Raw genomic sequence first — 25,534 nt, 5'->3', positions numbered from 1 at the left:
TGATCATGTCATGTGATGGCCCCTGTCACAAAGCGACGTTGGACACCCCGTGCCATGGCTTTATACCCTGCCCCATGTTCGATTATTCGCTGCTCCACTGGACCACCTTCCTCTCCGCTGCACTTCTTCTGAACCTCGCGCCGGGGCCGGATTTCGCCTTCATCCTCGGCCAGACCCTCCGCGGCGGCAAACGCGCGGGTTTCGCCGCCATGTTCGGCATCTGGATCGGCGCGATGGTCCATGTGGTGATGGCTGCCGCCGGGCTGTCGGCCATCCTGATGACCTCCGCCACCGCCTTTTCCATCGTGAAATGGGTCGGCGTCGCCTATCTCGTCTGGCTCGGCATCGGGGCACTGCGCTCCGACGGCAGCGCTTTTCTGAAAGACAAGGATATGACAGGTCCGCGTCGCTCCCCCTGGGCAATCTTCCGGCAAGGCGTGTTCACCGACATCCTGAACCCGAAAGTCGCGCTCTTCTTCCTCGCCTTCCTGCCGCAATTCGTGGTCGAGGGCGCTGGTCCCCTGCCCGCGCAACTGTTCCTCCACGGCACGCTGGTCATCCTCACCGCCGCTCTGATCGAGCCGCCGCTCATCCTCATGGGCGACCGCCTCGGCGCAGCGCTGCGCCGCTCTCAGACCCTCGGCAAATGGATGGAGCGCTCTCTGGGCGCGATTCTCATCGCCCTCGGCCTGCGCCTCGCGTTGGAAAAACGCTGATCAGCCGGCGACAGAGCGCAGCAACTTCTTCCGGGCCGGCGGAATGGATTTGATTTCGACGCCCGTGAAGACATGGATCGTGTTCAGGTCCGGGTCCACCACCGCGTGATCCGACACCCAGCCGCCCATCATCAGATAGGTTTTCAACAGCGGCGGCATCGCCTTGGCCGCGCGTTTCGCATCCGGCTTGCGCCGCAGACGCGCGGCATATTTGAAGACGTTCGGCGCCTTCACCTTCGGCAGGAATCGTTTCGGCCCGAGATGGCGGTGTTTCAGCATCGCCAGCGCATCGGCATGCAGCGCCCAGTCCGCCCCGTGAAACGACGAACAGCCGAACAACAGCTCGACATCCTGTTCGTCGACATAGCGCGTCATCGCGCCCCAGGCGATACGCAGAATATCCGGGTCGTGACACTCGGGATGAATGCAGAACCGCCCCATCTCCAACATCCGGCCCTCGTACTCCGCCAGCCCCTCAAGCCCGTAGAACTGCGCCGAATAGCTCCGCGTGATCTCCGCCCCGCCATTCAGGTCGAGAAACCGATAGGTGCAGACCAACCGCCCGCTCTTGCGCTCCTCGATCAGAACATGCCGACACAGCCCGTCGAAATTGTCCGCTTCAAGCCCGTCCAAACGCTCCGCCGCCCCGGTCCCGGCCACGAAGGCCAGATAGCGCAACCGCTGCGCCGCCTCGATATCCGCGCGGGTTTCGGCAAAACGCACCGTGTAACGGCCCTTGAGCAGGTTGAACATCGCGAAGGCTTCCTTCCGCTTTCACCACCATCTTACCATAAGACTATGGGGTCGCCTCTTTCTGCCTGCAAGAGATGACGGTTTTTTGACGTTGGGGATGCGCGCTTGCATGCGGTCGCGCAGGATGCCCTATTCTGTTGAGGTCACCAAAGTCATTCTGTCCACGCGCTTATCCTCTCCGAAGTCAATCAGAGCAAACCATTGACCGAAGCTTACGTCAGGGTTGGCAGTGTTATTTTCGGAACAGACCGGGATGGTGTAACCCTGCGCTCTGGCCGTATATCCGCTTGGCACCCGCCCGAGGATGCGGATCACATCCCCACGGGTCAGACCGACGCTCAGACCGGAGGGCATGTGCCAGCCCGGCGACGTGGCCGTCATCGTGACAACCGCATCCTGAAAAAAATCAATATAAGCGCCAGCAAGCGCCATCCGATCAATTGGCTCATCGCTGAAGGAGACATCGTCGGTTGCCTCTGCTGTCCCGAGCGCGTCCAACGGATCGCCCATCTTGACGCCATTCAAACGAAATTCTGCGGCGGGCAGACAATCGGAAACGACGCCAAATTCGTGGTGTTCCCTCAGAACCGGCGTCGTCTCAGACAGAATGCGGTCCGAAACCCAGGTCTCAGAGTCCCAGTCCCAAACCAGCCCGGCCGCCATTTTGGCATCGTAAATTCCGCCACCGAATCCATAGCTTACCGTGTCAGGAATGCATTCAAGCCAAGCGGCCCGCTCGCCGCTCTCGGTCACCTCAACCCATCCAAAGCGCCTTGGTGGCCGTTGCATATCTTCCTCAGAAAACGGACGCTCAAAACCGCCACCAATCGTGTAGCCGTAGTCGCGGTTGTAAAAGGTGATAGATTCACTGATCGCGGTCCCAAGCCCCGACCATGGCTCAAAATCAACCTGTTCAATGGAAACTGACAGGATCAGATCGGCTGGGCCGCCAACAGGCCCGTAGCTGTAAGTCGCGACCTGATTGTCGAAACACACAAAGACCTCGGTGCCACGGCCTTCAATCTGACAAGAGGTGAAGGCTTCCTGCCCTTGCGGACAACCGGCCACCGTTTCCGTGGCCCAAAGCCCCCCTAAACATAACAAGCCAATCGCTAAATCTCGTCTCAACCGCCTAACCCTTTTAACATGAAACTTCGACATTCCCTCAATGATGATAAAGTTCCAGCTTAAAGTCCATCACAGGATCTGTTGCGCCAATCGGTGCGATGCCCCCCTTGCCACCAGACAGCCTCCCCTTATCTTCCTCCCAAGCCACAACAGGAGCCCAACATGCCTAAAATCGAAAAATCAGATGCCGAATGGCGCGAGGAGCTTGATCCGGAGACCTACCGCGTCACCCGTCAGCACGGCACGGAGCGCGCCTTTTCCCACCCCGGCTTCCCGAAAGCCCCCGGCACCTTCACCTGTGCCTGCTGCGGCGCGGAGCTGTTTCGGCAGGAGAACAAATTCGAATCTCATTGCGGCTGGCCGTCCTTTGATCAGACCAAAGCAGACGCCCCCGTCGCCGAGACCCGCGACACCTCTTTCGGCATGATCCGTACCGAGGTGCATTGCGACGAATGCGGCGCGCATCTCGGCCATGTCTTTCCGGACGGGCCGCGCGAGACGACCGGCCTGCGCTATTGCATCAACGGCGTGTCGATCCGGTTTCTGCCGGATGACGGCGCGGTGGCGTAACCCCCCGCGTTTCTGCCCGACGCCCGATTTCCTGCCCGACGGAAGTCCGACAAAAGTCCGACGCAAATCCGACAGCCGGTTTTCGCCGCTTTCAGGTTTTCCGATGGCCGAAATACTCAAAAGAAAAGCCGCCCCGAAGGCGGCTTTTTCGTCTCTTATCCCGGTCGCGGCTCACTGCAAAAGCTGTTCCGCCGAGACGTTGCCGAGGTTGCCGAAGAGCTGATCGAGGAAGGTGATGCCCTTGATATTGTCGTCGGTCACGCGGCGCTCCAGCACCACGACCCGGCCCTGTTCCAACCCGAAACGCTCGACATTGCTGACCACGCCGCGACCGTCAAACGAGATCGCAACCACTTGACGATCCACCTCTTTCGGCTCGAACGCACCATAGTGGCGGAATTGCGAGCGGACGTAATACCAGCCGGAATTGTCGCGAATCCCCTCGACCCCCGGCGCGCCGATCTTTTCGGCCACCGTGTCCTTGGTGTCGGCCCCGACCTGCACCTCCGCCAGTTGGCCGGAAGTGGGCACATAGCCATGGTTGCGGAACTGCGCGACACAGGCGCTCAGCGACAGGACCAGAGCCAGCCCCAGAACGGCTTTCGCCACGATTGCGGCCCCTTTAACAGCCCCCTGCGGGAAAATACGGTTGGACATAAGCCCCCTCTTGCCTTGTGCGCTTGCGCTTCGTATCGGTATCCGGCTTATAGAAACAGCGCCCGACGATCAAGGAGACTTCCACCATGGGACACGACGGCTTGAACAGCTGGGGCAGCCCGCTGCACCTGCGTGATCTTTCCGATGCGCATGCTCATGCCTTTCGCCTCGTACCTTCCAGCGAAGATCTGGAGGAAATGGCGACCACCCTGGGCCTCAGTTCGGTCCGCAAGGTCAAGTTCGAGGGCAAGATGATCCCCGTCGGCAAACGTGACTGGCGGCTTGAAGGCGAATTGGGGGCCACCGTGGTGCAGCCCTGTGTTGCCACCCTGGTTCCGGTCACGACCCGGCTCGATGTGCCGGTCAACCGCACCTATATTGCCGATCTGCATGAGGAATTTCATCCCGAGCAGGAGCTTGAGATGCCGGAGGACGACACGGTCGAGCCTCTGCCCGCCACGCTCCTGCTGTCCACCGTCGCCGAAGAGGCGCTGGCGCTCGCCGCGCCCGATTATCCGCGCGCCGACGGGGCGGAACTGGGCGTCACCCAGTTCACCGAACCGGGCAAAGCGGCGATGAGCGACGAGGACACCAAACCCTTTGCCGCCCTCAAGGCACTGCGCGACAAGATCGGCAAAGACGGCGAATAAGCGACGGAAATGGCGGCCTGAAAGCCGCTTTTATACATCGCAAACAAAACACTTGCATGGAATCACAAAGCGAGTATGTTCCCGGCCTCGCTTCCATGCATGTCTTTGACAGGTTTCAGGCACCGATCTTTCTCGGGCCAGACAAGAGCGCAGACGAAAATTATGGTGCAAACCATGGTTTACACTCTGCCCGCGAAGGCCTATGAAGCGCCAAAGTTTTCACCGGGCATGAGGTCCGGACTTGTATCAGGGGCCACAAGCCCCGCCCACCAGAGGCACGGGATCGTAAGGCCCCCTGCCCGTTGCTACCGAGGTTGAGACATGGCTGTCCCTCAGAATAGAGTTACCCGCTCCAAGCGGAACATGCGCCGCGCACACGATGCTCTGGTCGCCGGCAACCCGGCCGAGTGCCCGAACTGTGGCGAGCTGAAACGCCCGCACCACGTCTGTGGCGCTTGCGGCCACTACGATGACCGCGAAGTCATCGCGCAGGCCGACGAGATCGACCTCGACGAAGACGCGGCGTAAGTCCGAAGCCCCACTGGCGTTCTGATGAGCATGAGCCCGTCCGAGACTTCTTCCGGCACCTCTGCCCCGATCACGGGACAGGGGTCCGGGCATAAGGAAACGGACAACACGGGACGGCTCGGCATGCGCGACGGGGTTCAGATCACGCTTTCGATCGACGCCATGGGTGGCGATCGTGGACCGGCGGCTGTTGTCGCCGGTATTGCGCGTTCCGCGTCCAAGAATCCGGCTCTCGACTTCATCGTCCATGGCAACGGGGCCGAGCTTGAAAAGCTCGTCCGCAAGCGCAAAGTGTTGCGCGATCGTGTCGAGATTCGCGATGTGCCGGGCGTCGTCACCATGCATGACAAGCCCTCTCAGGCGATGCGCCGCACCGACACGTCAATGCGGTCCGCCATTGATGCGGTGAAGGATGGCGAGGCCCAGGCCTGCGTGTCCTGTGGCAACACCGGTGCGCTGATGGCGACCTCGATGATCCGCCTGCGCAAGCTCGACGGGGTCAACCGCCCAGCCATCGCCTGCCTCTGGCCCTCGCGCAATCCGCAAGGTTTCAATGTCATGCTCGACGTCGGTGCCGACATTCGCGCCGATGCCCGCGACCTGCTGCAATACGCGATGATGGGCGCCTCCTATGCCCGCAACGGGCTTGGCCTCGAGACCCCGCGCGTCGGACTTCTCAATGTCGGCACCGAAGAACACAAGGGCCGCGCCGAGTTGAAAGAGGCCAACGAACTGATCGAGAACGCCTCCGACATCGGCGGTTATGCCTTCAAGGGATTCGTCGAAGGCGGCGATATTCCCGGCGACCGGGTGGACGTGATCGTCACCGACGGGTTCACCGGCAACATCGCACTCAAGACCGGCGAAGGCACCGCGAAACTGGTGGGCGATCTTCTCAAGGAAGCGTTCAAGGCGACGCCACTGTCGCGCATCGCAGCACTTCTGGCGCTGACCTCTCTGAAACGCCTGCAAAAACGAATCGATCCGCGCCGGGTGAACGGCGGGGTCTTCCTCGGGCTCAAGGGCACCGTGGTCAAATCCCACGGCTCGGCCGACGCCACAGGTGTCTCCGCTGCGATCAAACTGGCCTATGAGCTGTCTGCATCGGGCTTTACCGATCGTTTGGCGGCACGGGTTGCATCCGCCGTCGCCACATCGCAAAATGACGGAACGTCATAAATAACATAAGGCCTTGTCCATGACAGTCCGGGCAGTCGTCGCAGGTGTGGGGCACTATCTCCCCTCCCGCGTGGTCGAGAACGCAGAGTTCGAAAAAACCCTCGATACATCCGATGAATGGATCCGCACCCGTTCCGGGATCGAGCGGCGTCATTTTGCCGCCGAAGGCGAAACCACCTCCATGATGGGGACCGAGGCCGCACGCGCCGCGCTCAAGGACGCGGGGATGGAGCCATCCGACATCGACGCGGTGATCGTCGCCACTTCGACGCCGGACCTGACTTTCCCCTCCGTCGCCACGATGGTTCAAAACGCGCTCGGCATGTCCTGCGGCTTTGCCTTCGACGTGCAGGCCGTCTGCGCCGGGTTCATCTATGCGCTGTCCAATGCCAACGCCCAGATCGTTTCGGGTCAGGCCAAACGCGTGCTCGTCATCGGTGCCGAGACCTTCTCGCGCATCATGGATTGGGAAGACCGTTCGACCTGCGTCCTGTTCGGCGACGGTGCCGGGGCGCTGGTGCTCGAGGCGCGTGAAAGTGCCGGCACGCCTCAGGATCGTGGCATTCTTGCGGTCGACCTGAACTCCGACGGCCAATACAAGGATATGCTCTATGTCGATGGTGGCGTCTCCACCACCGGCACCTCGGGCAAACTCCGTATGCAGGGCAATGCGCTGTTTCGCCAAGCCGTCCAGAAACTGGCGGAGACCGCCGAGACCGCCATCGGCAAGGCCGGGCTCACCGACGCCGACATCGACTGGATCGTGCCGCATCAGGCCAATATCCGCATCATCGAGGGTACGGCGAAGAAGCTCGGCCATTCGATGGATCAGGTCGTCGTCACCGTGCAGGATCACGGCAACACCTCCGCCGCCTCCATCCCGCTGGCCATGTCGGTCGGCAAGGCGCGCGGCCAGATCAAACAGGGCGATGTCTGCGTCGCCGAGGCGATCGGCGGCGGGCTGGCTTGGGGCGCGGTGGTCATCCGGTGGTGATCTGCAGGTCACGCCGGGTCAGGTTTGCCTGACCTTTTCGGCAGGTTCCGGCACCTCAACAGCCCCAGCCAAGTCATTGATATTGACGCAAGCTTGGCAAACTGCCACTCTCCGGGACAAACGTTCCACAGGGGGAAAAAATGAACAAGACACTGACCCGTATGGATCTCAGCGAAGCCGTGTTTCGCGAGGTCGGCCTGAGCCGCAATGAATCCGCCGCCCTCGTCGAAAGCGTTCTGGCGCATATTTCCGACGCGCTGGTGGAGGGCGAAACCGTCAAGATCTCGTCCTTCGGCACCTTCTCGGTGCGCGCGAAATCCGAGCGCGTTGGCCGCAACCCGAAGACCGGCGACGAAGCCCCGATCCCGGCACGCCGCGTCCTGACCTTCCGTCCTTCGCATCTGATGAAGGACCGCGTGGCGGCGGGCAACAAGTCGTAAATCCGCTTAAAGGTTTGATCTAAAATGGATAAATCACCGGACGCCTTCCGCACGATCAGCGAGGTTGCCGATTGGCTGGACACGCCCGCACATGTCTTGCGGTTCTGGGAAAGCCGGTTCACCCAGGTCAAACCGGTAAAGCGCGCAGGCGGGCGGCGCTATTACCGCCCGGCCGATATGGCGCTTTTGGGCGGAATCAAGAAGCTTTTGCATGACGATGGCATGACCATTCGCGGCGTGCAGAAGCTCCTGCGCGAGCATGGGGTGAAGTATGTCGCCTCTCTCTCGCCTGTGATCGAGGGCATCGAGCCAATCAGCGCCCCCGCGCCGGAGCACAGTCCGATTCCCCCTGCGCCCTTCGCGCCCATGGCCGAAATGGTGCCGCAGGACGATTTTGACAGCCCCGAGCCGGAAGAGCGTGTGATTCCCTTTGCCCGCCCGGAACCGATGACGCCGCCCCAACCGATCGCCGCCGCACCGGAGACCGAACAGGAGACGGTCTTCGGGTTGCAAATCGCCGAAGAGCCTGACGCGCCGAAAGAGTCAGTGCCGCTGCCCGGTCAGACCTCTTTCGATTTCGCTCTCGGCCCGACGGCCGATCTGTTCGAAGAGCCCGACCTGATCGAGGCAGAGGACGACAGCGCCGAAGAACTGCCTGAGATCGACTTTGACATGGCGGCGATGACTGCGGAGGAAGAAGCGATTCTCACCGCGGACATCGGCACGGAGGCCACCGAACCCGATGCGGCACAACCGCCCGAGGACAGCCATGCCGCCCCGCCCCCATCGGTTTTGTCTGCGATTTCTTCTGCACGCGGCCCGCTCGGCGACGATCTCGACCTGCCGGAGGATCCGTCGGACGCGGCGGAACCAGATCACGGCTTTACCGCAATTCTCGGGCAGTTGAACCATCGTCATTTGCAGCATGTGCCACAGACCGAGCTCGCGGCCCTGCTGCGCCGCACGGAGACCTTGCGCGCGCGCATGGCCGGGTGACCCGGCGCGCGCGGCGGCGGTAGGAATTTGCGACAGGAATTTGCGACGGATTTGCCAATTTAGCGCTTGCCCCCGCCACGGAAATCACTATGTAAGGGGTCCACGTCGGGCTATAGCGCAGCCTGGTAGCGCGTCCGTCTGGGGGACGGAAGGTCGCAGGTTCAAGTCCTGCTAGCCCGACCAAAACACCTCAAAACCGCTCGCGGCCTCTGGGCTTGCGGGCGGTTTTGCGTTACAGCTTTCGGATCAGAAACAAGGGTTTGAGGGCCCGGGGAGGACGACATGGGTGTTTTGGCCGATCATGCCATTCGGGAGATGCTGACACGCGGCGAGATCACGGCCAGCCCGGCGGTGATCGACGCGCAGGTGCAGCCCGCCTCGCTCGATCTGCGTCTCGGCACGCGGGCCTGGCGGGTCCGGGCCTCGTTTCTGGCAGGCGAAGGCCGCACGGTCGCCGAACGCCTCTCCGAATTTGAAATGCATCAGATCGACCTGACCGAGGGGGCGGTTCTGGAAAAGGGTTGCGTCTATGTCGTGCCTCTGATGGAACGCCTCGCCCTGCCCGACGGCATTCAGGCCGTGGCCAATGCCAAAAGCTCGACCGGGCGCCTCGATCTCCTGACCCGGCTGATCACCGACGAAGGCGTCGAATTCGACCGCATCGCACCCGGCTATGACGGGCCGCTTTACGCCGAGATTTGCCCCCGCTCCTTCTCCGTTCTGGTGCGCCCCGGCATGCGACTCAATCAGGTGCGATTCCGCGCCGGGCAATCGGTTTTGTCCGATGCCGAGCTGGAGGCGCTCCATGCCGAGAGCCCGCTCGTCAATGGCGTGGCGGTGATTGACCAGGGGCTGGGCTTTTCCGTCGATCTCGAACCCGCCGAGGGCGATCTCGTCGGCTATCGCGCCAAGCCGCACACCGGGGTGATCGACCTCGACAACATCGGCTTTTACGACCCGGCGGACTATTGGGAGCCGATCTATTCCAAGACCGGCCAGATCATCCTCGATCCGGGGGCGTTCTATATTCTCGTCAGCCGCGAGGCCGTGCATATCCCGCCCGATTACGCCGCAGAAATGGCACCTTATCTGGCGATGGTGGGCGAATTCCGGGTGCATTACGCGGGCTTTTTCGATCCCGGTTTCGGCAATGCGGCGGCGGGCGGCGAAGGGGCGCGCGGCGTGCTCGAAGTGCGCTGCCACGAGGCGCCATTCGTTCTGGAACACGGGCAGATCGTCGGTCGCCTGGTCTATGAGCGCATGGAAAACCGCCCGGACCGGCTCTACGGTGCCGATCTTGCCTCGAATTATCAGGGCCAGGGGCTCAAACTGTCGAAACATTTCCGAAGCTGAGGCCCCGCAGCGGTTCAGTGCAACGCCAAACTTTTCGGCAAGACTTCCTCGACGGCATTCTGCCCGTCGGGCGCGGGTTTGTCACAGCACTTCACCTGATTGCGACCTTTCGATTGGGCCGTGTAAAGCGCCGCATCGGCCTTTTGGATCGCCTGCTCCAGCGTGTCCTCGCTCATCTGCCGATCATAGACAGTCACGCCAAGCGAAAGGGTGATCGCCTCGCGCTCCCCCGTGTTGTCCCCGTCGACATGGGCTACCACCGCCGTTCGGAGCACCTGTGCCATGCTCATGGTCTGGTGCAGGTCGGCCCCCGGCAGCCGCACGAGGAATTCCTCACCGCCCCAACGCGCCAGGAAATCGGAAGGGCGCAATTTGCCACGCAGCCATTTGCCGACCTCGCGCATCCGCCCTGTCTTGAAACCCGCCGATATAATCCCGAACCGCACGCCGGTTCATCAGCCCGGTCAACGGATCGTGCCGCGCCTGCTGCCGCATCACATGCGCCAGGTTGCGCCGTTCCCGTTCGATCTTCTCGAACGTCGGAAAGACCGATCCTTCCGCAAATCCAATAGATGCAAACCTGACATGGCATCAGTCACTTTCAAAAACCGGCACAGATTCCGGGGGCCCATTGCCAGAACCCTTGCCCGGCACTTCACGGCCCGGCACTTCACGGAATGCGGAAGTCTCTGACGGGACAGGTTAACATCCCCTAAATGTTTTCAGAGAAATTCGCAGGATACTTGAACACAGGCGTAATATTATGTCGCCGTATTTAAAACGGGAAAAGATTCGTCACAACCGACCTAGAATTTACCGATTCGCCGGCTCATCCGGGCAATCTTTCTCGCTCTCTGTACGGTGTCCCTGCCCTGCTTCGCCATTCGCGCCTGATCCGCCTTCTGCTCCGGCGTCAACTCCACCCCCGAAGAGGTCTTGGCGCCACGGCGTTTCGCAAGGCTTTTCGTCCCGGCGTCGATCCCGGCATTCACCCCCTTGTTCACAAGGGTGCGCACGAAGCGATTGACGATCATCGAGATCAATCTGTCCAAATTCATGACGTCTGCCTTCCCTCTCATCTCTGTCATCAGTCCGGTTACCGCAGGAATAAGGTCGTTCCGCGGCACGGCAACGCAAACTCTGTGCCCTCAGGCTTCGTCCTCGAACAGGTCGTCCTGATGCTCGTCCTCGTCGCGCTCCTCGTCGAGTCCCGGCATCGGTCGGCTTTCCAGAAGCCCTGCCGCCCGCAATTCCTTCACCCCCGGCAGATCGCGCGCCGTCTCCAGCCCGAAGTGATCGAGGAAGGTGGACGTCACCACATAAGTGACCGGGCGCCCCGGCGACATCCGCCGCCGGCCGAAGCGAATCCATTCCAGCTCGATAAGTTGATCGAGCGTGCCGCGCGACACCGAGACGCCGCGAATTTCTTCGATCTCGGCGCGGGTGCAAGGCTGATGGTAGGCGATGATCGCCAGCGTTTCAATCGCGGCGCGGCTGAGTTTACGGGTCTCGGTGGTTTCCTTTTGCATCAGAAAGCCCAGATCGGGCGCGGTGCGGATCGCCCAGGCCTCCCCCACACGCACCACCCGCACGCCGCGGCCCTCGTAGCGTTTCTGCAAAAGTTCGACCGCCGCCTTCGGATCGCAGCCATGCGGCATCCGGCCCGCCAGATCGGCAATGGTCACCGGATCTGCCGAGGCGAACAGCACGGCCTCGACCATACGCTCCTGTTCGGCCAAAGGCGGGGCTGCGAACAGGCTCTCTTCCTGACAATCTTCCTCAGCCATTTTCTCTCCGTGGTGTTCTGATCTGCCGAGCCTTGATCTGGATCGGCTCGAAGGTGCCGCCCTGACGAATCTCGATCTGTCCCTGTTTCGCCAGTTCCAGCGAGGCGGCAAAGGTCGCCGCTGTCGCCGAGCGCCGTTTCTTGGGATCGAGTTCCCAGCCCTCGGGCAAGTAAGACGACAGATCCGCCCATTCGACCGCATAGGGGATCAGGTAGCGCAGCTTTTCCAGCGCCTGCTCCATCGACAGGATGGCCTCACGGTCCAGAACGAAGGGCCGGAACTCGTCCTTGGTCCGGACCCTCGCATAGGCCTGCATCAGATCGAGAAGGCTCGCTGTATAGGTCACATTGCGCAGCCGCTGCACCGCTTCGGGAATGCCACGGGCAAAGAAATCCCGGCCCTTCTGATCGCGCGCCATCAATTTGGCGGCGGACTCGCGCATCGCCTCCAGACGTTGCAACTGAAAGGCAAGATGCGCGGCCAGTTCCTCACCCGAAGGGCCGTCGTCTGTCGGATCGGGCGGCAACAGGAGCCGCGACTTCAGAAATGCCAGCCACGCCGCCATCACCAGATAATCGGCGGCCAGTTCGATCCGAAGCTCCTTGGCCTTCTCGACGAAGAGCAGATATTGCTGCGCCAGATGCAGGATCGAGATTTTCATCAAATCGACCTTCTGCGTGCGCGACAATTGCAGCAAAAGATCAAGCGGCCCCTCGAACCCGTCGACATCCACGATCAAAGCCTCGGCGGCGAGGCGTTCCTCGACCGTCAGGATGTCGTTGATGTCGAACTGATCGGGATCGGCCATCGGGCCCTCTTCAGAAGTACGAGGCTAAAAACTCGTCCGCCAGCGCGTCCGTGTCAATGGGCACATGGGCCGGGCGCGTGTCCGCCGCCCGGTCTGCACGGGCCTGTGCCTGCGCGCTCATCGTGCCGAGCGCCGCGATCTGCTCCATCTCCGCCAGATTGCCGTTGCAATGCAGCACGAGATCGCAACCCGCCTTCAAGGCAACTTCACCACGGTCCCGCACCGTACCTTCGAGCGCCCCCATGGAGATGTCGTCCGTCATCAACAGGCCCTGAAAACCGATCTCCTCGCGGATCACCCGGATCGCGTCCGGGCTTTGCGTCGCCGGTCGTTCGGGGTCCACCGCATCCAGGATGATATGCGCCGACATACCCATGCTCAAATCGTTCAGCGCCTTGAAGGGCGCGAAATCCGTTTGCAATTCCGCCCGCGTGGCGGTCACGCGCGGCAGGCCCTTATGGCTGTCCACCGTGCCGCGGCCATGGCCCGGCAGATGTTTCATCACCGGCGCCACCCCGCCCGCCGCCATGCCGTCCACCAAAGCGCGGCCCATGCGGGCGACCGTGTCGGGGTCCTCTGAAAGACAGCGGTTGCGCAGGAAAGGATGGGTGTCGGGGCGTGCCACATCGAGGCCGGGAACACAGTTCACGTCGAGGCCGACACTGTGCAGATCCTCCGCCAGAAGCCGCCCGCGCAGCCACAGGGCGCGTTCGGGGGCGCCCCCTTTCAAGACAGCCTGTTCCACCTGATCCATAGGCGGGAGAAACTCCCGCCAATGCGGCGCGCGCATCCGTTGCACCCGGCCACCTTCCTGATCAATCAGAATGGGCGCGTCCCGCCCCACCGCCTCGCGCAACGCGCCGGTAAGTGCGCGAAGCTGCACCGGATCGGAAATATTTCTGGCAAAAAGAATAAATCCCCAAGGGTTAGAGGACCTAAAGAATTCAACCTCCGAAGATGTGAGGGCAAGCCCCTCACAACCAAGGATAAATGCGCCCTGCCCCATGGGTTCTCCGGCGCTCAGCGCTGAACCGTCGGCGTGCAGGCCGCGTTCATCGAGGTCATCGCCGCACAGAACCTATTGGAGTCCGAGGCATCGGCAAACCCGTAGGCGCGCAGGCGATAGAAGGTCTTGCCACCGCTTTCGGCACGTTCGATCACCCGGGTCTTGCCGTCCATGAGATCGGTGAACCGCCCTGTCAGACGTTCCCACTCGGACCGCGCCACCTCGGCCGATTGATAGGCGCCGAATTGCACCAGACGGCTGCCCTCAGGCACATCCTCCGGGGCCATTTCGCGGGCCATTTCGACGCTTTCGGCAGCGCCAAGAGCCGCCAGAATGTCACCGGCCACGCCATCGAGGCTCGCGCCCCCCTGCTCCGCGGCCAGAGAGGCCAGACGCACCGGGCGCGGTTTCGGTAACGGCACGGGCCTAGCGTTGGCGACAGATGCCTCTGCAAGCAGCTCCGGCTCGGCGGCGACCGCCGTTTCGACGCCCTCGAGTTCCTGCGGATCCTGCTCCACAGCCATCTCTTCCAGAGGCGCGGAGGCCGGTTGAACCGCATAATCGGCGGTCGACGGTTCATAGGAACTCAGCACCGGTCGGATGTCCGCCATCGGCTGATCTTCCTCCGACAGGTCTGCCGCAGCGGGCGCAAGAACGTAACGGTCTGCGGGCGGCGCGGCGGAGCCGTCGGCGGTCACGGAATTGACCGCAAGCCCTTGGTGCATCGCCAGTTGCCCGCCCGGATCGTCCGGCAGGATGCGCGCGGCCCCTTCCATGGCGCGGATCACCGGCACGCCGGTCACATCGCGCACCATCAGCTTATAGCCCCAGATGCCGAGTCCGAGAATTAGCGCCAGAGAGACGATCGCGCCGCCCCACTGCGCCGGCCCGAGATGCGGGCGCTCCGCCCCCTCTTCCGACAGCATGTCCGTGGTGTCGTAGACATAGGCCGGACCGGCCTCATATGAGGCACGCGGGTCCTGAAAACCGGTCGCGGTATGGCGCGGCGACTGTTGCTCAAAATGCACATGTCCATCGGCAAAAAGCCGGTCCGCATCCGGCCTCTGACGCATCTCGGGATGACCGCAACCCGGATTATGCGTCCCGCGCGTCACCTGCGGCTCAGCCCGCTGCCAGTGATTGTCATAGGAAGAATAACCGTCCGCCTGCGGCGATCCATAGCCCATACGGGGGCCGTTCGACACGTCCTGCATTCTCTTCGCCTCGCTCGTTTCCCGCTTTGTTTTCTGCGGGCTGTCATCTGCTCTTGAGAGGCCGCATGAGGGTCTTATGCCCTCGTTTGCCCGCGGCTCCTCTCGGGGTTTCCGACCCTTGTTCGCCCAAAGCCTTGCGGCTTAACGCATTTCTTCCGCCGGAGTGACACCAAGGATACCAAGACCTGCGGAAATCACAACGGCCACGGCGCGCGGCAGGGCGATTTTCGCCGCCGACAGCTCCGCATCGTCATGCAGGAAGCGCAGCGCCTCGTTCTCGTTGCCCTTGTTCCACAGCGCGTGGAAATCCGACGCCAGCTCATAGAGATAGAAGGCGATCCGGTGCGGCTCGTGGCCCTTGGCGGCAATTTCCACCTGACGCGGGAAGTCGGCGATCTTGCGCGCAACCGCGATCTCCGCCGGGTCGTCGAACTTCGGCGTATCGGTCAGGGTCACGCCCTGTTCGGCTGCCTTGCGCAGCACCGAACGGACCCGGGCGTGGGCATATTGCACGTAGAACACCGGGTTGTCTTTCGATTGCTCCAGAACCTTGTCGAAATCGAAATCCAAGGGCGCGTCGTTCTTGCGCGTCAGCATGATGAAGCGGGTCACATCCTTGCCCGCCTGCTCGACCACATCACGCAGCGTCACAAAGGTGCCCGCACGTTTCGACATCTTGAACGGCTCACCGTTCTTGAAGAGTTTCACAAGCTGGATGAGCTTGATATCGCACTCGACCTTGCCGTCGGACAGCGCCGAGACGGCGGCTTTCATCCGTTTGACATAGCCGCCATGGTCGGCGCCAAAGACGTCGATGATGCCGTCATAGCCGCGCTTCACCTTGTCGTAATGATAGGCGATGTCGGGAGCGAAATAGGTCCAGGAGCCGTCGGATTTCTTCACCGGGCGGTCGACATCGTCCCCATGTTCGGTGGATTTGAACAGCGTCTGCTCGCGCGGCTCCCAATCTTCCGGCGTCTTACCTTTCGGCGGCTCCAAAACGCCCTCGTAGATCAACCCCTTGTCATCGAGTTCCTTGAGTGCGGCCTCGATCAGCCCCGTGCCGTAGAGCGATTTCTCCGAGAAGAAATTGTCCATCTCGACACCGAGAGAGGCGAGATCGGCACGGATCATTTTCATCATCTCGCCGGTGGCGAATTCGCGCACCTCGTCGATCCATTGCTCTTCCGGCGTGTTGAGAAGGCGCTCACCATATGTCGCCTTCATCGCCTCGCCCACCGGCTTGAGGTAATCGCCCGGATACATGCCCTCGGCGATCTCCGGGTTCAGCCCGTTGGCCTCGCGATAGCGCTCGAATGCGGACCGCGCCAGTACATCGACCTGAGCCCCGCCGTCGTTGATGTAATATTCCCGCGTCACATCATACCCCGAGAAATCCAGCAGGGACGCCAGAGCATCGCCGAACACCGCACCACGGGTATGCCCAACATGCATCGGCCCCGTGGGGTTGGCGGAGACATATTCGACGTTGATCTTCTTGCCCGCGCCCATGCTCGAGCGGCCATAGCCCTCAGCCGTCAGAACGCCCTCCACGAGCCCGGTCCAGACACCTTGCGCCAGACGCAGGTTGATGAACCCCGGCCCCGCCACATCGACGCTCTCGACACGCGGATCGGCGGCGAGTTTCTCGGCCAGCTTGTCGGCAATATCGCGCGGCTTCGCCTTGGCCGGTTTCGCCAGAACCATCGCGGCATTGGTCGCCATATCGCCATGCAGCGGATCGCGCGGCGGCTCCACGGCGACATTGGCAAAATCGAGCCCCTCGGGCAGTGCGCCCTCGGCGGTCAGCGCCGCAAGGCTGTCGATCACAAGGACACGGATATCGGCGAACAGGTTCATGACGTCTCTCTAATGTATAGCTTGGCGCGGGTTTACCACGCATGTGGCCAAGGTCAACGGGCTTGACCCTCCGCCACGCCGTCCGCCTGCCCCTCGGCCAGCCCGTCCACGCGTTTGCGCTCGCTTTCAGGTGGCACAAGCGCCACGAGTTTCACCCCCGCCCCCATCCGTCCGCGCGCTGCATTGAGACGCAGATCGGTGCGCCGCCGTTTCAAGGCCTCGCGCGCCGTCTCACGCTGATCTTCCGGCAGAGCCTCGATGGCCGCCTCGGCCCGGCGCGGGAACAACAATTCGGCATCTTCCTGTAAGAACCGCTTGAACACCCCGCCCGAGACCAGCCGCCCGAGCAAAAGCGCATGCGGGCGGTCCTCCTTCCACTGATCGAAGCCGTAATCCTCGGTCAGCGGCGTCGCGGTGATGCGCCAGCCCTGTTTCATCAGCTCCTCGAGTTCGCCAAAGGTCTTACCCGCCCCGAAAGGCCGCCCGCCAAGCTGCGAAGGCAACGAATGGCGCGCCCTTTCGCCCTTTTCGCGGGCGATCTGCCAAACCTGATCGCGACCGAATTCCGACCCGAAATCCGTGGCGACCAGAGTATTGTAGGCGTCGTTCTCGGTGGCCGCGATCAGCGTCTCGAACGACAGGATCTCCAGACTGTCCTCCGCCGCCTCGCCAAGGATGTCGCCATAAAACACCGGCAGCCCCGCCGTGCGCGGGCGCAGCAGGCGCGCGTGGTTCGGATCGGCGACCAAAACCGGCACCTCCTCACGCCTCAAAAGCTCGCCCAAAGCGGTGGTAAAGCGCGAGCCGCCAAGCAAAAGCACCCCCGGACGCCCCTTGGACGCGAGCCCCAGAGCGCGTGCCACAGGGGCCAGCGTAAACCCATGGAGCACCACGGTCGCCAGAACCAGAACGAAGGCCAGAGGGCCGATCACGGACCCGTCGCCGACGCCCGCCTGCGCCAGACGTTCGCCGAACAGCCCCGCCACCGCGACCAGCACCACGCCGCGCGGACCGGTGAGCGCGATCAACAGCTTTTCGTTGCGCGGCAGACCGGTGCCGATGAGCGAGATCAGCACGGTCAGAGGCCGCGCCACAAGGATCACCAGCGCCACGAACAGCCCCGCGCGCCATGTGAGTTGCCCGAGAGAGGCGAAATCCATCGAGGAGGCCAGAAGGATGAACACACCCGAGACCAAAAGGATCGTCGCATGTTCCTTGAACCGGCGCAGCTCTTCGAAGGACGGCAGATCGGCATTGGCGATGATCAGCCCCATCACCGTCACGGCCAAAAGCCCGCTTTCGTGCAGCATCATATTGGGAAAGGCAAAGGTCGCCAGAAGAGTAGCAAACAGCACCGGAACCTTCATATATTCCGGCACAAACGCCCGCCGAAACGCGTAAGAAATCGCCGCCCCTGCCGCGATGCCAACGGCCATGGCGATGGCAATCCCCACGCCCAACTGGGTCAGTGCGGCAGGCAGACTTTCCGCCTCGCGCCCCACCAGCACGAATTCGAAGGCCAGCACGGCGGCCAGTGCTCCCACCGGATCGTTGACGATGGCCTCCCATTGCAACAGGTTCGCCGGGCGTTTCTGCAATTTCGCCTGCCGCAGCAAAGGCGCAATGACGGTCGGCCCGGTCACCACCATAATGCCGCCGAACACCGCAGAGGCCTCCCATCCGAGCCCCGCCCCCCAATGCAGCGCCGCCGAGGACAGGAACCAGCCCAAAGGCGCGCCAATCACCACCAGCCGCATCACGCCCTTCTTCGCGTCACCCAGCTTGTGCAGATCGAGCGTCAACCCGCCTTCGAACAGGATCACTGCCACGGCAAGAGAGATCAAAGGCTGCACCAGCGTGCCTAGATCGCGCGCCGGATCGAACACGCCCAGCACCGGCCCGACCACCAACCCAGCGGCCAGCATCAGAACAATCGCGGGCAGCTTCAGCCGCCACGCAAGCCACTGCGCCCCGACGCCCAAAACGCCCACAAGCGCAAAGGCCTCCACCGCGCCCAGTCCCGTTCCTGTTCCCGCCGCCATGCCGCTGTTTCCTTTGTGCCGTAAATACTCAGATCAGGTGCAGAGCCGCTCATATTCCTGAATGGCAAACCGGTCCGTCATCCCGGCAACATAATCCAAAACAAGGCGCGCAAGTTCCGTGTCGCTCTGAACATCATCAACCTCATGGCGCCATTCCGGGGGCAAAAGCTCCGGGTGTTCCATGAACAGCGGGAACAGCGTATTGACCATTTCCGTCACCCGCTTGCGCTCTTTCACCACCGAAGGTGCGCGATACATCCGTTTGAACAAAAAGGATTTAATCGCCTTGAGGTTTTGGAAGAACGGCTTCGAAAACCGAATGATCGTCCGATCCATATCGCGGATGTCCTGCGCACATTCCGGCTTGGCGCTTTCCAGCCGATTGGTGGCAATCGCGATCACATCCTCGACCATATAGCCGAAAATCCGCCGCAACGCCTCATGGTCGCGCCGGTTGCGCTCCAGCCCCGGATAGAGCCGGTCGACCTCCTCATAGGCCGGCCCCGTCAATGGCAATTCCATCAGGTCTTCGGCGGTAAAAAGCCCCGCGCGCAGACCGTCATGCAGGTCGTGGTGGTTGTAGGCCACATCGTCGGCAATCGCCGCCACCTGCGCCTCGGCACTGGCAAAGGTGTGCAGCTCCAGATCGAACTGGTCGTTCACCTCCTTGAGCGCATAGGGCAAGGGCGCGTCGTCCGGGTGTTTTTTCTTGTCGGCATTGGGGCCGATGATCGGCCCGTTGTGCTTGGCGATGCCCTCAAGGCTTTCCCAGGTCAGGTTCAGCCCGTCGAAGGTCGCATAATGGCGTTCCAGCTTGGTCACGATCCGAAGCGCCTGAGCGTTGTGATCGAAGCCCCCGTAAGGTGCCATCAGAAGTTCAAGCGCATCCTCCCCAGTATGGCCAAAGGGCGAATGCCCCAGATCATGCGCGAGCGCCACGGCTTCGGCCAGACCTTCGTTCAGCCCCAAAGCCCCCGCAAGCGTGCGCGCCACCTGCGCCACCTCGATGGAATGGGTTAGCCGCGTGCGGTAATAATCGCCCTCATGTTCGACAAAAACCTGCGTCTTGTGTTTGAGGCGCCGAAAGGCCGAGGAATGGATGATCCGGTCGCGGTCACGCTGAAACGGCGAGCGAAAGGTCGAAAGCTCTTCGGGGTAAAGCCGTCCACGCGTTTCAAAAGGCTGGGTCGCATAGGGTTTCAACATCTGCTCTTCCCGGAAGCCATCGCCTCCGTCCTCATGGCTGTCTTGTCGCTGTTCCTTGTGAGGACTATATTGTGCCCAGCACTCCGCGACAAACAGATGACGCGGGAAAATCGCAATAACCGGCTGTTTTTTCAGCCTGAACACCCGGGAATGACAGCATGCCCCTCACCTTGCCGCCGAAAGTGACAGACCGCGCGTATGCCCGGCTGGCCGAAATCAACGAAATGACCGGCGAGAGCAAGGCTCTGCGCGTGGCCATCGAGGGAGGCGGCTGTTCCGGATTTCAGTATGACATCACGCTCGACGAGCCCGCCGAGGACGACGTGGTCCTGAAGGGCGACGGTGGCGTGGTGGTGATCGACCCGGTCTCCCTGCCCTTTCTGGAAAACGCCACCATCGACTTCACCGAGGAATTGATCGGCGCGCGGTTCGTGATCGACAACCCCAATGCCACCGCGTCCTGCGGCTGCGGCGTGTCGTTTTCGATGTAAAACCGGGCGGAATGTCGCCATTCGTGATCGGGGAGGTCTTCGGATCTCCTTTTTTCTTTGGCTTTCCCAGGTCACCGCGCCGCTCCGATCACGAAATCGCACACGCAAAGTCACGGTCGAGGCGCATTTTTGTGACATATCAACCCCTTACAAACCCGCGTGGCGACCTCCACCTGTTGATCACACAGACGGACCCGAAGTTCTTCCCGTTCCGCCATTCTCAAACGCCTTCCTGGAAAGGATAAGAAAATGACCTTCAATTCCGTAAAAACCCTGACCGCTGCCGCTCTTCTCGCCGTCGCCACCTCCGGCACCGCCTTCGCGGCCAATATGGATTACAACTACATCGTCCCGGGCGAAATCCAGAGCCTGAACTCCGTGATCAACCTCGAGCTGGTGCGGGCCTCCGAGGCGGGGACCGTGTCGATCTACGACTATTCGAACGGCACCCAAGGCGCTCTGCTGGGGACCGCCGAGGTTCATGCCGGCGCCAACACAAACGTGAAAGTGGAGCTCACCCCGAACGTGGCCCAGAAAGCGCTCGTGGTCTTGAGCGAAGAAGGCGCGCCGGTCGCGACCACCACCCTGCGCAATCTCGACAAGATGTAAGCTCCCATCCACGACAGATGAAACCCGCATGACCGATAGAACCGATAGAAAAGCCCCACAAGGGGGCTTTTCGCGGCTTCAGGGATGGCCAGGCCTGAGACCTGATGCACATCGCACATGAAGACCCCTCCTTTCTGCGCGTTCTCGCACAGGCGTTGCCACAGGGATTCACACACGAAATTGTCACTTTTCACGCGCAATCTTGTGATCATTCAGACTCTTACCTCCGCCCCGGAGTACCCCATATGAGACAGGACATATAATGGACCCGGGATATGCCCGGTCTGACTTCCAAAGGACCAAAATCATGAGTACACATTCCATGAAAACCATTGTTGCCGCCTCCCTGATCGCCGTTGCCGGTTCCGCTGCCTTCGCGGGATCGAACTACATCAAGCCGGGTGAGGCCCAAAACACCAATTCCGGCGTGACGCTTGAACTCGTGCGTGCTGAAACCGATGGCGTGATCTACGCCTACGACAACAAATCCGGCACCGACGGAAAAGTGCTCGGCTCCGCTCCGGTCAAAGCCGGCGTCAACACCGATGTTCGGGTGAATTTCACCACACCGGCTCTGAATGACGTTCTTACCGTGCTCTACACCACGGATACGACGACGCCTGCGGCCACGGCGAAGGTCAGAGATCGCAACCCGATCGACTGAACCCAGTCTGCGCTTTGAGAAAAGGCCTCGCATATGCGAGGCCTTTGTTCTGTCTGCAATCTGACTTGCAATACTCCGTCCGGCCTGATCAAACCGGCCCATGGAGCATGTCGACACGATCATACTGGGCGCAGGTGCCGCAGGCCTGTTCTGTGCGGGTTTTGCAGCCGCGCGAGGTGGTTCCGTGCTTGTGGTCGACCATGCCAAACGTCCGGCGGAAAAGGTGCGCATCTCCGGCGGCGGGCGCTGCAATTTCACCAATCTCTACGCCGAAGCGGGAAACTACCTCTCCGGCAATCCACATTTCGCCAAGTCCGCTCTGGCGCGCTACACGCAATGGGATTTCATCGACCTTCTGGCCCGCCACGGCATCACATGGCATGAGAAAAACCCCGAAAAAGGCCTTGGCCAGCTGTTTTGCGATGGCAAATCGGCGGCGATTGTCGACATGCTGCTCTCGGAGGCCCGCGCCGCCGACATCCGTCTGGAGACCTCCGTCGATGAGATCGCCCATGACGGCACAGCGTTCCGCCTGATCCTCTCGGGGCGTCCTGTCACCTGTCGCCATCTCGTCGTGGCCACCGGCGGCAAGTCGATCCCGAAAATGGGCGCGACCGGGCTTGGCTATCAGATCGCCAGCCAATTCGGCCTTCCCGTGACAGACACCCGCCCGGGCCTCGTGCCCCTGACCTTCGCGCCGCACGAACTCGACTGGATCGCGCCGCTCGCCGGAACGGCGGTGGAGGCGCGGGTCTCGGCGCAGGGGACCTCGTTCGATGAGGCGCTTTTGTTCACCCATCGCGGGCTGTCCGGCCCGTCGATCCTGCAAATCTCGAATTACTGGCGCGAAGGCGATGCGATCACCGTCGATCTCTTGCCGGGGCAAAACGCGTTTGAGGCTCTGAAAGCCGCGCGCGCCGAAAACGGTCGCCGCCAGCTTCAAACCGCCCTTGCGACGCTACTCCCCGCGAAACTTGCGCAGGCGTTGGCAGAGAAATTCGCGCTCAGCGGCAATCTTGCCGACCAATCCGACAAGGCCCTGCACGCCGTCGCGGACCAACTCCACGGCCTCACCCTCAAACCCACCGGATCGGAGGGCTACCGCACCGCCGAAGTCACATTGGGCGGGGTCGACACCGATGCGCTCTCGTCGAAAACCATGGAAACCAAATCCGTCCCCGGCCTCTATTTCATCGGCGAGGTGGTGGATGTGACCGGCTGGCTCGGCGGCTATAATTTCCAATGGGCCTGGGCCTCGGCGGCGGCGGCCGGACGGGCCATTGCCGACCAAGGCTAAGCCCCCTACAAAGGGGCAAAAGAGGGAGAAGCCATGAAAATCGCCAGCTTCAACATCAACGGCATCAAGGCGCGCGCAGAGGCGCTCACGGATTGGCTGAAAGAGGCCGAACCGGATGTGGCGATCTTGCAAGAGATCAAATCCGTCGACGAAAATTTCCCCCGCGAGATCTTCGAGGACTTGGGCTATAACGTTGAAACCCATGGACAAAAATCCTTCAACGGCGTGGCTTTGCTCTCGAAACTGCCGCTTGAGGATGTGACGCGCGGCCTGCCCGGCGGCGAAGGTGCGGGGCGCGATGGCGACGACGACGAAGAAGCGCGCTACATCGAGGCGACGGTCGTGGGCGAGAGGCAGGCGATCCGCATCTGCGGGCTCTATCTGCCGAATGGCAACCCGGTCGATCTCGATGCCGATGGCACGCCCGTGCCAGGTTCGAAATACGACTACAAACTCAAATGGTTCGACCGCCTGACCGCCCGCGCCGAAGCGCTTTTGGCCGAGGAGCAGCCCTTCCTGATGGCGGGCGATTACAACCTGATCCCCCAACCGGAAGACGCAAAACGCCCCGAGATCTGGAAAGACGACGCGCTGTTTCGTCTGGAAAGCCGCACCAAATTCCGCCGCCTCACCGCGCTTGGCCTCACCGACGCGCTGCGCGTCCGCAATGGTGCGCCGGACACCTACACGTTCTGGGACTACCAAGCGGGCGCGTTCCAAAAGAACGACGGCATCCGCATCGACCATTTCCTCCTGTCGCCGCAGGCCGCCGATCTCCTGACCGACTGCCAGATCGACGCCTTCACCCGCGCCAAAGACAAACCCTCCGACCACGTCCCGATCTGGGTCGAACTGGACCTCTGAAACGCAAGAAGGGAGGCACAACGCCCCCCTTCTGTTGTCTCATGGGCTCCGCCCGTTCTCGGCTCAAACGCGCCACTGGCGCGTTTCTTTTCCGCCGTTCACTCCTCCGCGAAGCGAAAGCGCTTTAGCGCTTTTTTCTCACGTCCGCATCACTTCTTCGGCGGACGCTGCTTCTTGACCTTCGGCGCATCCGCCCGGTCCTTGCCCAAGTGCTTGCGCAGCCGCGACGGCGTGGATTTCGTCTTGTTCTTATACGGGTTCTTATCCGCCTGAGAGCGGAAGAACAGCCGGATTGGCGTCCCCGGCATGTCGAAATCTTCGCGCAACCCGTTGACCAGATAGCGTTTGTAACTGTCGTTCAACTCGTCGGGGTGCGAGCACATCACCACGAATTGCGGCGGGCGCGCTTTCACCTGCGTCATGTAGCGCAGCTTGATCCGGCGACCGCCCGGTGCGGGCGGCGGGTGCGCCTCGGTCATCGCGCCCAGCCAGTTGTTCAGGCGCGACGTCGACACACGGCGGTTCCAGATCGCGTGGGCCTGCAGGATCGCCTCCTGCAACTTGTCCAAATTCTTGCCGGTCACCGCTGAAACGGTCACAAGCTGCGCGCCCCGGAGCTGCGGCAGAAGGCGCGCAAATTCTTCGCGCAACTCTTTGGCTTTGTTGGACTTATCGGTTTCCGTATCCCATTTGTTGACGGCCACGACCACGGCGCGGCCCTCGCGCTCGGCCAAATCGGCAATCCGCAAATCCTGTTGCTCGAACGGGATCGACACATCGAGCAGCACAACGACGACCTCGGCGAATTTCACCGCACGCAGACCATCGGCGACGGAGAGCTTTTCGAGCTTTTCCTGCACCTTGGCCTTTTTGCGCATCCCCGCCGTGTCGAACACGCGCACCGGCACGCCGTTCCAGTCCATGGTCACGGAAATCGAGTCGCGGGTGATCCCGGCCTCGGGACCCGTAAGCAAGCGATCTTCGCCCAGAAGCTTGTTGATCAACGTCGACTTGCCCGCGTTCGGGCGGCCCACAACGGCGATCTGCAACGGCTTGTCGAAGGTAAATTCGCGGGACTCGCCGCCAATATCCTCGCCCTCGCCCAGTTCCTGCTCTTCCTCGGTCAGCTCGACGTCCACCTCCGGCGCTTCTGCCGCCGCACGTTCATCGAACTCTTCGGCCAAAGGTTGCAGCACGGCGTAAAGATCGGGCATGCCCTCGCCATGTTCGGCGGAGAGCCGAAGCGGCTCGCCGAGGCCCAGGGAAAACGCCTCCAGCAAACCGGACTCGCCCGCCTGCCCCTCGGCCTTGTTGGCCGCCAAAATCACATGTTTGGCGCGTTTGCGCAGAATGTCGGCAAAGACCTCATCGGCGGGCAAAACGCCCGCGCGGGCGTCGATCATGAACAGACAAATGTCGGCCATATCGACGGCGCGCTCGGTCAGTTTGCGCATCCGGCCCTGAAGGCTCTCGTCGGTCGCCTCTTCGAGACCCGCCGTGTCGATCACGGTAAACCGCAGATCGCCCAGCTTGGCCTCACCCTCGCGCAGATCACGCGTGACGCCGGGCTGATCGTCCACAAGCGCCAGCCGCCGGCCAACCAGGCGGTTGAACAGGGTCGATTTTCCCACGTTCGGGCGGCCGACGATGGCAAGTGAAAAAGACATGAAACGCTCCGGAGTTGACCCTGCGGGGTATACCTTTTTGCACCCGACTGTCCAG

27 protein-coding genes and 1 tRNA gene are annotated in these 25,534 nt (G+C 61.9%); 15 read left to right on the top strand and 13 right to left on the bottom strand.

The features are described from left to right. Positions 1–74: 74 nt before the first annotated feature. Positions 75–716 carry a LysE family translocator gene (locus NH195_RS00760; protein ID WP_066701659.1) on the top strand — a complete coding sequence of 214 codons (642 nt, stop codon included), beginning with the start codon at positions 75–77 and terminating at the stop codon, positions 714–716. Here the strand turns inward: NH195_RS00760 and NH195_RS00755 are convergent, their stop codons facing one another. Both NH195_RS00755 and NH195_RS00750 read right to left on the bottom strand, forming a co-directional pair. Beyond that, positions 717–1,469, bottom strand: coding sequence for a GNAT family N-acetyltransferase (locus NH195_RS00755; protein ID WP_066701657.1), 753 nt, complete (start codon positions 1,467–1,469; stop codon positions 717–719). A gap of 129 nt (positions 1,470–1,598) precedes the next feature. Further along, positions 1,599–2,630 (bottom strand): hypothetical protein, encoded by a 1,032-nt coding sequence (locus NH195_RS00750; protein ID WP_155846040.1) that lies wholly within the window; start codon positions 2,628–2,630, stop codon positions 1,599–1,601. A 129-nt stretch (positions 2,631–2,759) separates the two neighbouring features. On the opposite strand from NH195_RS00750, the gene msrB reads away from it, so the two are divergent. Next, a complete protein-coding gene (gene msrB / locus NH195_RS00745; RefSeq protein ID WP_066701650.1) occupies positions 2,760–3,167 on the top strand; it encodes a peptide-methionine (R)-S-oxide reductase MsrB in 408 nt (135 codons plus the stop codon). 171 nt (positions 3,168–3,338) lie between these two features. Here the strand turns inward: msrB and NH195_RS00740 are convergent, their stop codons facing one another. Then, complete coding sequence (locus NH195_RS00740; RefSeq protein ID WP_155846039.1) at positions 3,339–3,824, bottom strand: outer membrane protein assembly factor BamE; 486 nt, start codon at positions 3,822–3,824, stop codon at positions 3,339–3,341. Between the two features lie 86 nt (positions 3,825–3,910). Here NH195_RS00740 and NH195_RS00735 point away from each other — a divergent pair, with 86 nt between their 5' ends. The 8 genes from NH195_RS00735 (at position 3,911) to NH195_RS00700 (ending at position 9,964) form a co-directional block, all read left to right on the top strand. Further along, complete coding sequence (locus NH195_RS00735; RefSeq protein ID WP_066701649.1) at positions 3,911–4,474, top strand: YceD family protein; 564 nt, start codon at positions 3,911–3,913, stop codon at positions 4,472–4,474. 321 nt (positions 4,475–4,795) lie between these two features. Beyond that, positions 4,796–5,002 carry a 50S ribosomal protein L32 gene (gene rpmF / locus NH195_RS00730; protein ID WP_066701648.1) on the top strand — a complete coding sequence of 69 codons (207 nt, stop codon included), beginning with the start codon at positions 4,796–4,798 and terminating at the stop codon, positions 5,000–5,002. A 123-nt stretch (positions 5,003–5,125) separates the two neighbouring features. After that, on the top strand, positions 5,126–6,181 hold the full coding sequence (gene plsX / locus NH195_RS00725) for a phosphate acyltransferase PlsX (protein WP_066701779.1): 1,056 nt from the start codon (positions 5,126–5,128) through the stop codon (positions 6,179–6,181). A 19-nt stretch (positions 6,182–6,200) separates the two neighbouring features. Continuing rightward, the gene (locus tag NH195_RS00720) at positions 6,201–7,175 is read left to right on the top strand and encodes a beta-ketoacyl-ACP synthase III (protein WP_066701647.1); all 975 of its coding nucleotides are present in this window, start codon (positions 6,201–6,203) and stop codon (positions 7,173–7,175) included. 140 nt (positions 7,176–7,315) lie between these two features. Beyond that, complete coding sequence (gene ihfA / locus NH195_RS00715) at positions 7,316–7,615, top strand: integration host factor subunit alpha (RefSeq protein ID WP_066701646.1); 300 nt, start codon at positions 7,316–7,318, stop codon at positions 7,613–7,615. Between the two features lie 24 nt (positions 7,616–7,639). Beyond that, positions 7,640–8,611, top strand: coding sequence for a MerR family transcriptional regulator (locus NH195_RS21630; protein WP_238379667.1), 972 nt, complete (start codon positions 7,640–7,642; stop codon positions 8,609–8,611). A gap of 106 nt (positions 8,612–8,717) precedes the next feature. Next, positions 8,718–8,794: transfer RNA gene (locus NH195_RS00705), tRNA-Pro, on the top strand. Between the two features lie 99 nt (positions 8,795–8,893). Continuing rightward, on the top strand, positions 8,894–9,964 hold the full coding sequence (locus tag NH195_RS00700; protein ID WP_066701641.1) for a 2'-deoxycytidine 5'-triphosphate deaminase: 1,071 nt from the start codon (positions 8,894–8,896) through the stop codon (positions 9,962–9,964). Between the two features lie 14 nt (positions 9,965–9,978). Here NH195_RS00700 and NH195_RS00695 read toward each other — a convergent pair whose 3' ends face one another. From NH195_RS00695 to NH195_RS00655, 9 genes are all read right to left on the bottom strand, one after another. Continuing rightward, complete coding sequence (locus NH195_RS00695; RefSeq protein ID WP_066701639.1) at positions 9,979–10,368, bottom strand: GGDEF domain-containing protein; 390 nt, start codon at positions 10,366–10,368, stop codon at positions 9,979–9,981. Between the two features lie 402 nt (positions 10,369–10,770). Then, the gene (locus NH195_RS00690) at positions 10,771–11,022 is read right to left on the bottom strand and encodes a hypothetical protein (protein ID WP_081423725.1); all 252 of its coding nucleotides are present in this window, start codon (positions 11,020–11,022) and stop codon (positions 10,771–10,773) included. Between the two features lie 90 nt (positions 11,023–11,112). Then, positions 11,113–11,751 (bottom strand): SMC-Scp complex subunit ScpB, encoded by a 639-nt coding sequence (gene scpB, locus NH195_RS00685; protein ID WP_066701636.1) that lies wholly within the window; start codon positions 11,749–11,751, stop codon positions 11,113–11,115. Continuing rightward, the gene (locus tag NH195_RS00680) at positions 11,744–12,559 is read right to left on the bottom strand and encodes a segregation and condensation protein A (RefSeq protein ID WP_066701634.1); all 816 of its coding nucleotides are present in this window, start codon (positions 12,557–12,559) and stop codon (positions 11,744–11,746) included. The genes scpB and NH195_RS00680 overlap by 8 nt, the downstream gene beginning before the upstream one ends. 10 nt (positions 12,560–12,569) lie before the next feature. Beyond that, entirely contained in the window at positions 12,570–13,565 is a 996-nt protein-coding gene (gene nagZ / locus NH195_RS00675; protein WP_066701632.1) for a beta-N-acetylhexosaminidase, read from the bottom strand. A 14-nt stretch (positions 13,566–13,579) separates the two neighbouring features. Then, on the bottom strand, positions 13,580–14,779 hold the full coding sequence (locus NH195_RS00670; protein ID WP_081423719.1) for an SPOR domain-containing protein: 1,200 nt from the start codon (positions 14,777–14,779) through the stop codon (positions 13,580–13,582). Between the two features lie 141 nt (positions 14,780–14,920). Beyond that, positions 14,921–16,639, bottom strand: coding sequence for an arginine--tRNA ligase (gene argS / locus NH195_RS00665; RefSeq protein ID WP_066701628.1), 1,719 nt, complete (start codon positions 16,637–16,639; stop codon positions 14,921–14,923). A 53-nt stretch (positions 16,640–16,692) separates the two neighbouring features. Beyond that, positions 16,693–18,681 carry a cation:proton antiporter gene (locus NH195_RS00660; RefSeq protein WP_081423718.1) on the bottom strand — a complete coding sequence of 663 codons (1,989 nt, stop codon included), beginning with the start codon at positions 18,679–18,681 and terminating at the stop codon, positions 16,693–16,695. Between the two features lie 33 nt (positions 18,682–18,714). Beyond that, on the bottom strand, positions 18,715–19,887 hold the full coding sequence (locus NH195_RS00655; RefSeq protein WP_066701626.1) for a deoxyguanosinetriphosphate triphosphohydrolase: 1,173 nt from the start codon (positions 19,885–19,887) through the stop codon (positions 18,715–18,717). Between the two features lie 158 nt (positions 19,888–20,045). Between NH195_RS00655 and NH195_RS00650 the strand changes: the two genes are divergently transcribed. The 5 genes from NH195_RS00650 to xth all read left to right on the top strand — a co-directional run bounded on the left by NH195_RS00650 (position 20,046) and on the right by xth (position 23,812). Next, on the top strand, positions 20,046–20,378 hold the full coding sequence (locus NH195_RS00650) for a HesB/IscA family protein (RefSeq protein ID WP_066701624.1): 333 nt from the start codon (positions 20,046–20,048) through the stop codon (positions 20,376–20,378). 249 nt (positions 20,379–20,627) lie between these two features. Further along, positions 20,628–20,987, top strand: a complete 360-nt coding sequence (locus tag NH195_RS00645) for a hypothetical protein (RefSeq protein WP_066701622.1) — start codon at positions 20,628–20,630, stop codon at positions 20,985–20,987. A 307-nt stretch (positions 20,988–21,294) separates the two neighbouring features. After that, on the top strand, positions 21,295–21,651 hold the full coding sequence (locus NH195_RS00640) for a hypothetical protein (protein ID WP_198403483.1): 357 nt from the start codon (positions 21,295–21,297) through the stop codon (positions 21,649–21,651). A gap of 100 nt (positions 21,652–21,751) precedes the next feature. Next, positions 21,752–22,948: a BaiN/RdsA family NAD(P)/FAD-dependent oxidoreductase gene (locus NH195_RS00635; RefSeq protein ID WP_066701618.1), complete on the top strand. Its 1,197-nt coding sequence runs from the start codon at positions 21,752–21,754 to the stop codon at positions 22,946–22,948. 33 nt (positions 22,949–22,981) lie between these two features. After that, positions 22,982–23,812 carry an exodeoxyribonuclease III gene (gene xth / locus NH195_RS00630; RefSeq protein WP_066701617.1) on the top strand — a complete coding sequence of 277 codons (831 nt, stop codon included), beginning with the start codon at positions 22,982–22,984 and terminating at the stop codon, positions 23,810–23,812. Between the two features lie 149 nt (positions 23,813–23,961). Here xth and der read toward each other — a convergent pair whose 3' ends face one another. Beyond that, positions 23,962–25,479 (bottom strand): ribosome biogenesis GTPase Der, encoded by a 1,518-nt coding sequence (gene der / locus NH195_RS00625; protein WP_066701616.1) that lies wholly within the window; start codon positions 25,477–25,479, stop codon positions 23,962–23,964. Positions 25,480–25,534: the final 55 nt, after the last annotated feature.

The organism is Celeribacter ethanolicus (assembly GCF_001550095.1).
GTDB classification, from domain to species: Bacteria; Pseudomonadota; Alphaproteobacteria; order Rhodobacterales; family Rhodobacteraceae; genus Celeribacter; species Celeribacter ethanolicus.
The sequence above is the reverse complement of the archived record's forward strand: the minus strand, read 5'-3'. Positions and strand labels throughout refer to the sequence as shown.